Here is a 7,649-nt window from a genome sequence, read left to right as displayed (position 1 = left end):
AAGCCCATTTGCGCAGATGGTACTGCTATTTGTGGGAGAGTATGTCGCCGCCTTCTTTTAAACCCTTGTCAATTAGACAAGGGTTTTTTTTGTTTATACATGTCCGTTCTAGAATGAATAATGTTATAAGTTTGTTCATCTAGGGTTGTTACTGTCAAGACTTCATTATAAAAAAAAAGAGTAGGGTGTGTTGGGTTGTTAACAGGATTAACCCTTTCATTCGGATTAATGTATTATCGATATAGGTATTTGCTGGTTAATGGTATGGGCGGATAAGATGATTTTGAATAGGTTTTCTTGATTAAGAATGTGTCTTCTTGATTTGATTTTACTGTAAGCTATTGTTAGTTATTGCTGTCATGATCTAAATGAAATGAAATCTATAATTAGATATCATATTTGTTATATTAAAATTATTAGCTATTAGATTATTTTTATTAAATATTTCAATATGATCTACCAAAAGTTCTTAAAGATTGTAATCCTTTTTTGAATAAATATTACACTTTTATTGCCAATTTGTATAGCCTTAAGCTGTTTAAAATTAATATTTAAAGTCTTTATTATCTTTTAATTTGTTACCATCTTCGACCATATGAAAAGTGTGTTTTGTTTTTCGTGTTGATATTCATTTTACGTGAATTAAAATATGCTTTAAGATACTAGTTAGTGGCTTTTAGTTAAAAGAGTTGGAATTTTTTAGAAGTTTTTGAAATCAATAATCTACAGACTAAGTTCTTTTTGATTTGAATATATTCAGTTGATACAAGAATATCTTCTAAATTGAATTACTAGAACAATTGTATAGTAATTTATTTGATTTGTGTTTTTTTGAATTGAATAAAATAAAATCCAGGTACCAAAATCAATAAAAATATAGGGTGAATCAGAAACCTTCTAATGTAAAATAATAGCATTTTAATCCAATTACTTTCAAATTTTGAAAATATTAAAAAGGTTATTAGAAGTATTGCAAAAAATGTCAAATTAACCCAGAGAGATGCTTTAAGATAAGTTTTATTTTTAAATAATACCCATATAATACTTAAAGAGATTGTTAGATTGATTAGAAAACGTAGTGTTAGTGAATATGTTAATCGTACTATGTTAAAATCAGGAATTGGTAAATTTTGAAAGTTACTTTTGAAGTAAAAATTGAAAGGATCGTAAAATAAATTTGATTCAAAAACTCTTACTGATATCAATGCTACGATTAATAGGGGAACGGAGATAATCATCTGAACTTTATGCATTTTTAATATGTTTGATCCAGTATAGCCATAGTGCGATAACAGCACCGTAGATAATAGTTGGGAATATTATTTCATGAGCAAAATGTGCATGTTCTTTATAGGATACATATATTAATGCCAACAGTACTAATCTAATTAAATTAACTATGTATATAAAGACTATTCCAAATAATATAAATAAAAGTGTTTTCTTCAAGCTTTGAGCAAAAGCAATGATAAATGATGTAAATAAGATCATTACGCTTACCGCATTACAACCTTCTATTACTCTATAAATTCTCATTTCATTTATAAACATAATTACAGATGGATGCTTTGGTGAATTGATGGTTTCTGCTTGATGTCCTATTAAGTTGAGAATTCTTTTAGTTTGATGTGCTATTTGTGAAGTTATAGGGTCTGGATAGTTGTAACTACTCCAATCCCAATTTAAAAACAGATAATAACTTATTGAAAGCAGAATGTATATACCGAAAAAAACAGCAACAAACTTGAATATAGGATAATAAGGTTTTAATGTTTCCAAATAGATTTATTTTACACAAATTTAGTTATTATAAGGAAACCAAATACTAGCTTTGCTTTTAATTAAAGTTAGAATATGAATTTAGATACCTTAAAGCCTCAAATTACAGATATTATAAATAATAATGTTGATGTTAAGAAAACTATGCAATCAATTTGTGATCTACTACAGAGTAATATCGATACATATAACTGGGTAGGTTTTTATATGGCGCATCAGTCTGAGCCTACCTTGCATCTTTGGAGCCAGGCAGGGATACCGACAGACCACTTAGTAATACCATTTGGTAAAGGTATTTGCGGACAAGTAGCTGTCTCTAACTCTAATTTTGTTGTCGAAGATGTGCATGCGCAGGATAATTATATTGCTTGTAGTATTCATGTGAAAAGTGAGGTAGTTATTCCCATGTTTAAAGATGGTAAAAATATCGGTCAGATCGATATAGATAGTAATACTATAAATGCTTTTAATGAAGCTGATGAGCGTTTTCTAGAGTGGATTAATGTTCAAGTGGCAACATTACTATAAGATGTTTATTTTTAAGTAAATTGCACTATGAATAATTTACTCTATTTTGATGCTGGTCTTGGAATGATGATTGCTCAGGGAGCTATTGCAGCACTAGCAGGTTTTGTTTTGTTTTACAAAAAAGTTATTACTATTATAAAGGGTTGGTTCGGTTTAAGAAAAGCGGCAAAGGAGAGTAGTTTTGAAAGTAATTACAACAAAGACTCTGAAATTAAGTAATATTGAGACACCCTTCATCATATAGAGATCCTTCTGGATTTATTTTTAAAGAGAATATTAAAGTCTATAGACAGATTAATCCGGTATTTTTTGATGAGTATAAAGCCGCGGTGTCTGCAGGTATATATAATTCTCTATTTGATAAAAAATGGTTAGTCCGACATAAGGAAATATCTTCTGATTCTAGTAGAATTGTACTAGAGCCAGTGCAATTAGATTTCATTACTTATCCGTATGAGTGGAGTTTTACACAATATAAACATGCTGCGCAATTAACTCTCAGATTGCAAATATGGTTATTAGAGAATAATTTTTCCCTTAAAGATGCCACTGCCTTTAATGTAACGTTTCAAAAGGGAAAGGCAATCTTTATAGATACTCTTAGTATAGAGCAATATAAAATAAATACGCCATGGAGAGGGCTCAAACAGTTTAATGAGCATTTTTTTGGGCCTCTTTTACTTGCTCAGTACCATGGAAGTTTACATTTGAAAACTCTGCAACATTCTATCAATGGTATTGATCTTAATGTAGTAAAAAGGCAATTACCTTTTATTAGTAGATTTAATCCTACGGTTTACAGTCATATTTACTTATTATCTAAATCTGAAGCAGAAAATGATAATAAAGAAGGTGGATCTGACCGATCTGTGGATCTTAGTAAAGCTAGACAGATAAAAATGCTATCTGCCCTGGAGATGTATATAGATGGTATGGAATCCAAGGAGAACACAGAGTGGTCTAAATATTATTCTGAGACCAACTATAATAGGAAGTCTTTTGAGTTTAAGAAAGATCTTATTGTCAAATGGAATAAAGAACTAAATTCCAAAAAGGTTATTGATCTAGGTGGTAACGACGGTACGTTTGGTAAAGAATTATTACCACAGATAGATCAACTCATAGTGTGTGATATAGATCAGCCTGCTATTGATCAATGTTATCTAGAACACATTAAAAATGATTCTAGTAAGTTAACATGTTTGGTAAATGATCTGTTGCAACCATCTCCAGGAATAGGGTTTAATAACCAGGAGAGAGCTTCTTTTAATTCTAGAGTTATTGATTTTGCACCAGATTTGAGCATGGCGTTAGCTTTAATTCATCATATTACTTTAAGTGGAAACGTTCCATTTGAAATGAGTGCTCAATATTTTTCGCAGCTTTCTAAATACTTAATTATTGAATTCCCAGATAGAGAAGATAGTTGGGTTGAATTTATTCTAAATAGTAAGCGAGAGGCTCGTCATTTATTTGATGATTATACTATTTCTGCTTTCGCGAAAGCGTATCAAAAGTATTTTAATTTGATTAAATCTGAAAAGATACGAGGAACAGCGCGTACATTATTCTTGTTTCAAAGACTGTAGTGACGAGAATTTAGATGTGTCTATATTTCTTTGATTATTATTCTTTCTTCATCATTCTAAATAAATAGATAATATTTGTTTAATTGATTTAAGTAAAATCAACTTGTAGTTTCTTATATATGTTAAATGAAGACGATAATGAGTTTTTATAGCTGATTTAACTCATGATATTCTTGTGGTTACTGCCCTTTGAGATTCTACTTGATGAGTTTTATGTTTTTGCGCTGTGTTAAGCTCTTTAGAGGTTTTACTTTCTATTTTAACGCATACCTATTCTTCTAAGTGAATACATTGCTTAAAAGCTGCTGTAAGCCTTTATGGGTATTTCTTATGGAATCGGTTGTGACCTATTTTGGAAAGAGTAAATCAATAGTATAAGATGATTGATTTTAATGAATTTTTCATGCTGTTAATTTAAGCTTGTTTCTGCTTAAATTTATTGCATAAAAAAAGGTCTTCATTTCTGAAGACCTTTTGTGGGCGCTAAGGGATTCGAACCCCTGACCCCTTGGGTGTAAACCAAGTGCTCTGAACCAACTGAGCTAAGCGCCCTAAGCGGTTGCAAATATACGACCCTTTTTTGGAACACAAAGAATTTTTGGAAGTTTTTTTTTAAATTATTTCTGAAATAACAAATGTACTACCAGTTACAAGGATCAAATCTTCATGTTTTGCAGCTGTTTTTGCAGCTTCAAATGCCTGATTTAGAGTAGTAAAGATGGTGTTGTGTAAATCGTGATTATGCAAATGAGAACTTAAAATATTTTTTTTCATTCCTCGAGGAATATTTGGTGTTGAGATGTAATATGTGGCATTTTTGGGTAAAAGTTGGATAACACTATCCGCATCTTTATCGCTTACCATTCCTAAAACTATGTGTAATTCTTGAAATGACTCCTTTTTTACCTGATTTATCAATAGATTTATTCCTGCTACATTATGTGCGGTATCTAATATTGTTTTAGGACGCTCGTTAATTATATCATATCTGCCCCTTAATCCTGTATTGTGGGCCACGCTCAGTAAACCTTTGCTTGTGTGTTCTTTTGTAATGGTGAAGTGTGTTGGACTAATTAACTCTATCATTTTACTCGCAACTCTTACATTTGACTTTTGATAATTGCCTTTAAGATCTGTTGGTAAGCTCGTTATTCTATGGTCTATGATATGTATAGGGCTGTCTAGCTCATTAGCGATTTGGGTGAATAGCTGTTTTAAATAGCTTCTTTTTTCACCTATAACTACCGGTACAGAATTTTTAATAATACCTGCTTTTTCTATTGCTATTTTAGAATAAGTATTACCTAAAATAGCAGTATGATCTTTATCTATATTAGTAATAGCACTGATAATAGGAGTGATGATATTAGTAGAGTCTAGTCTACCACCTAGACCTGTTTCTATCACAGCTATATCAACATTCTCTTCTTTAAAGTATTGAAAAGCCATGCCTACGGTCATTTCAAAAAATGATAGTTGGTTGTTCTTAAAGAATGTTTGATGTTTGTGGATAAAATCTATTACAAACTGTTCGGTACACATTTTACCGTTTATCCTTATGCGTTCTCTAAAATCCTTGAGATGTGGTGATGTGTATAAGCCTACTTTGTAACCAGCTTCTTGTAATACGCTAGCAATCATGTGGCTGGTAGATCCCTTACCATTAGTACCTGCTAGGTGTATTGTTTTATATGCTTTATGAGGGTTACCTAGATAATTATCTAGGTTTATGGTGTTTTGTAAATCGGCTTTATAGGCTGCTTTTCCAGCTCTTTGATACATAGGTAGCTGTGAGAATAGCCAGTCTAAGGTTTCTTTATAAGTAAGCAATGTTATTCTCCTACTTTAAATATGACTTCTATAAACCCTACTTGTGTAGGCTGGGCTTTAGGTGCAGGGCTAAATTTATAAGTCATAGCACTTTGTTTTGCTGCTTGTAATAAACAATTTGCTTTATTTGTGGTTCCTTTCTTACCAGGGAATGCTTGTGTAACCTTTCCAGATCGATCTACATGAATCTCTACGATTACTTTACCACTTTCAAAACAGTCAGGAGTAACGCCGCTACCAGCAACTTTACCGCGACCATTTAATCCATACCCTTTACCGCCTTGTCCGCTGCCAGGTGCTCCATAATACGTGTTTGCATATGGGTCTCCATTAATGTCTCCTTTATTACCAGGACCGTCTCCAGGACCTTGTCCTGTGCTAGTTTCTCCATCTACAGTTTCTGCTCCTGCGACACTATTTAAAGCATCTAATACTGAAGAATCTGGTTTAGGTTCTGGCTTAGGTTTTACAGGTTTGGTGACTGGTTTAGTTACAGGCTTCGGATCTGGTTTTGCATCAGGATTTGATTCTACCGTAGGTGCGTCTGTATTATCTTGTGTGACTATATTTTCAGATTGCGGCGTTTCTTGTTGTTCAACCACTTCTGGTTTAGACTCTGGGGCTACTTTAGTTGGCTTTGCCGGTTCAACAGGTCCAGATCCTACAGCTGTGTTACCAAAGTTGATAGCGATACCTGCATCTTCTGGTGGTTCAATTACATTAATTACAGAGACAAATCTGAATACGAGAATAAGCATCAGAATAAGTAGAGTACTTATTCCTGCAGATATCTTTTGTTCTTTTGTCTTTAAGTAACTCATGTTTAATTGTTTTTGACCGCTAGGACTATTTGAATTTTATTCCTATTTGCAATATCCATTACTTTGACAGAGTAACTTACGGCAGCGTCTTTGTCAGATCGCAACATGATAGTAGGTTTTTCTTTGCCTTGTAAGGTGTTCAATATTCTACTTTCTAGATCTTCTTCTGTTGCCTGTGTTGCATCTACATAGTACACACCTTCTTTAGAGATGCTTACAGTTACCTTACCTTGTGTAGATGTTTTACCGCCAGCACTAGGTAATAATAGGTCCAGAGCTTCTGGAGTTATAGATGGAGATGTAAGCAAAAAGAATACCAAAAGTAAAAACACGATATCAGTCATGGACGACATCGAGAATTCTGGACTAACTTTATTTCTACCTCTTAAATTCATAATTAAGCAGGTTCGTTTAATAGATCTAAGAAGTCAGATGCATTCTCTTCCATCTGGTGTACTACTTTGTCCGTTTTTACAACTAGATGATTGTAACCTATATAAGCAACGATACCTACTATAAGGCCGGCAACTGTAGTAATCATAGCTGTGTAAATACCACCAGCTAGGCTACCCATGTCTGCACTACCACCAGCATCTGCTAGTGTTTTAAAGGCTAGCACCATACCGATAACGGTACCTAAGAATCCTATCATAGGTGCGGCACCTGCGATAGTTGCTAGCATGCTCACGTTTTTCTCTAATTTGTAAACCTCTAATTTACCAGCGTTTTCTATCGCACTATTGATATCTTCTAGAGGTGAGCCTATGCGGCTTATACCTTTTTCAGTCAGTCTTGCTACTGGAGAATCTTCTTTTGCACAAAGCATTTTTGCACTGTCTAGTCTACCATTAGAGATATGGTCTTTAATGTTAAGCATGAATGAGCTGTCTATTTTAGAACTAGATCTTATTTTCATAAGTCGCTCAAAATAAATGTACAAAGCAAAAAATAACAAAAGAATTAATACAGCTATAATGATAGTTCCAGATGGTCCACCAGCGGTAATTAATCCTAGCAAAGATTCAGATTGTTCGTTTACTAGAGGTGCTGCCTCTGTGGTAACGTCTGCGGTTTCTTGAAAAAGTAGGCTCATTAATTAAGT

9 protein-coding genes and 1 tRNA gene are annotated in these 7,649 nt (G+C 33.1%); 3 read left to right on the top strand and 7 right to left on the bottom strand.

What is annotated here, in order from left to right:
* Positions 1 to 812 precede the first annotated feature (812 nt).
* Positions 813 to 1,238, bottom strand: a complete 426-nt coding sequence (locus ACJJVN_RS03205) for an exosortase F system-associated membrane protein (protein WP_405377110.1) — start codon at positions 1,236 to 1,238, stop codon at positions 813 to 815.
* 7 nt (positions 1,239 to 1,245) lie between these two features.
* Positions 1,246 to 1,779 carry an exosortase family protein XrtF gene (gene xrtF, locus ACJJVN_RS03200; protein WP_405377107.1) on the bottom strand — a complete coding sequence of 178 codons (534 nt, stop codon included), beginning with the start codon at positions 1,777 to 1,779 and terminating at the stop codon, positions 1,246 to 1,248.
* Positions 1,780 to 1,854: 75 nt separating this feature from the next.
* On the opposite strand from xrtF, the gene ACJJVN_RS03195 reads away from it, so the two are divergent.
* The 3 genes from ACJJVN_RS03195 to ACJJVN_RS03185 are packed head-to-tail and all read left to right on the top strand — an operon-like array spanning position 1,855 to position 3,896.
* Positions 1,855 to 2,307 (top strand): GAF domain-containing protein, encoded by a 453-nt coding sequence (locus tag ACJJVN_RS03195; protein WP_405377106.1) that lies wholly within the window; start codon positions 1,855 to 1,857, stop codon positions 2,305 to 2,307.
* Between the two features lie 27 nt (positions 2,308 to 2,334).
* Entirely contained in the window at positions 2,335 to 2,526 is a 192-nt protein-coding gene (locus tag ACJJVN_RS03190; protein WP_405370682.1) for a hypothetical protein, read from the top strand.
* A 2-nt stretch (positions 2,527 to 2,528) separates the two neighbouring features.
* Positions 2,529 to 3,896 carry a class I SAM-dependent methyltransferase gene (locus ACJJVN_RS03185; RefSeq protein ID WP_405377105.1) on the top strand — a complete coding sequence of 456 codons (1,368 nt, stop codon included), beginning with the start codon at positions 2,529 to 2,531 and terminating at the stop codon, positions 3,894 to 3,896.
* A 477-nt stretch (positions 3,897 to 4,373) separates the two neighbouring features.
* Here ACJJVN_RS03185 and ACJJVN_RS03180 read toward each other — a convergent pair.
* The 5 genes from ACJJVN_RS03180 to ACJJVN_RS03160 all read right to left on the bottom strand — a co-directional run bounded on the left by ACJJVN_RS03180 (position 4,374) and on the right by ACJJVN_RS03160 (position 7,640).
* Positions 4,374 to 4,448, bottom strand: a tRNA-Val gene (locus tag ACJJVN_RS03180).
* A gap of 60 nt (positions 4,449 to 4,508) precedes the next feature.
* A complete protein-coding gene (locus tag ACJJVN_RS03175; RefSeq protein WP_405377109.1) occupies positions 4,509 to 5,678 on the bottom strand; it encodes a bifunctional folylpolyglutamate synthase/dihydrofolate synthase in 1,170 nt (389 codons plus the stop codon).
* Between the two features lie 50 nt (positions 5,679 to 5,728).
* Entirely contained in the window at positions 5,729 to 6,547 is an 819-nt protein-coding gene (locus ACJJVN_RS03170) for a hypothetical protein (RefSeq protein WP_405377104.1), read from the bottom strand.
* A 2-nt stretch (positions 6,548 to 6,549) separates the two neighbouring features.
* Positions 6,550 to 6,942 carry a biopolymer transporter ExbD gene (locus ACJJVN_RS03165; RefSeq protein WP_104515805.1) on the bottom strand — a complete coding sequence of 131 codons (393 nt, stop codon included), beginning with the start codon at positions 6,940 to 6,942 and terminating at the stop codon, positions 6,550 to 6,552.
* A gap of 2 nt (positions 6,943 to 6,944) precedes the next feature.
* Complete coding sequence (locus tag ACJJVN_RS03160; protein ID WP_104515804.1) at positions 6,945 to 7,640, bottom strand: MotA/TolQ/ExbB proton channel family protein; 696 nt, start codon at positions 7,638 to 7,640, stop codon at positions 6,945 to 6,947.
* Positions 7,641 to 7,649: the final 9 nt, after the last annotated feature.

The sequence above is a fragment of the Nonlabens sp. Asnod3-A02 genome, assembly GCF_045063755.1.
Classification (GTDB): Bacteria; Bacteroidota; Bacteroidia; order Flavobacteriales; family Flavobacteriaceae; genus Nonlabens; species Nonlabens xylanidelens.
Note: the sequence above shows the minus strand (reverse complement) of the source record. Positions and strands in the feature narration are given on the sequence as shown.